Origin of the sequence: Escherichia sp. E2661, from assembly GCF_004745185.1 — a bacterium.
GTDB lineage: Bacteria > Pseudomonadota > Gammaproteobacteria > Enterobacterales > Enterobacteriaceae > Escherichia.
In genome coordinates, this window is the sequence record NZ_PDIG01000060.1 from 1 (window position 1) to 528 (window position 528).

A 528-nucleotide genomic window follows, 5' to 3' on the forward strand; every position below is an offset into this window, starting at 1 on the left:
TGTAGCGAATTACGACAGCATAAAGGCGACTGCATCCTCGGCATGAATAGCCGCAGTATCAAACACAGGCAGAACACTGCGCTCTTCTGGCACCAGTAAACCAATTTCCGTGCAGCCAAAAATGACGCCCTGCGCGCCCTGTTCTGCGAGGCGAGCAATCACTTGCGCATAATAAGTGCGTGATGTTTCGCTAAAATGCCCCAGACACAGTTCTTCAAAAATAATCTGATTAATTTTCGCCCTTTCATCCGCTTCAGGGATCAGACAGTCGATGGAAAATTGCGCCGCCAGTCGCCCAACGATAAAATCCTGTTCCATGGTGTAGCGTCGTACCCAGCAGCGCCACGCGAGTCATTCCGGCACGGGTAATTGCACGTCCAGTGGCATCCGCAATATGTAAAAAGGCAGTGTACAACGGGATTCGATAGCATCCGCTACTTTGTGCATCGTATTGGTACATAACACAATGCCTTCCAGCCCCCGCCGCTGTAAGCCAAGCGCCGCTTCAGCCAGAATTTCTCCTGCTTG

The 528-nt window shown here is 51.3% G+C and carries 1 pseudogene; it reads right to left on the minus strand.

Going from position 1 to position 528, the window contains the following annotated elements:
• Positions 1–9: 9 nt before the first annotated feature.
• Positions 10–528 (minus strand): annotated as a pseudogene (locus CRI63_RS23610) (amino acid racemase); the annotation flags it as partial.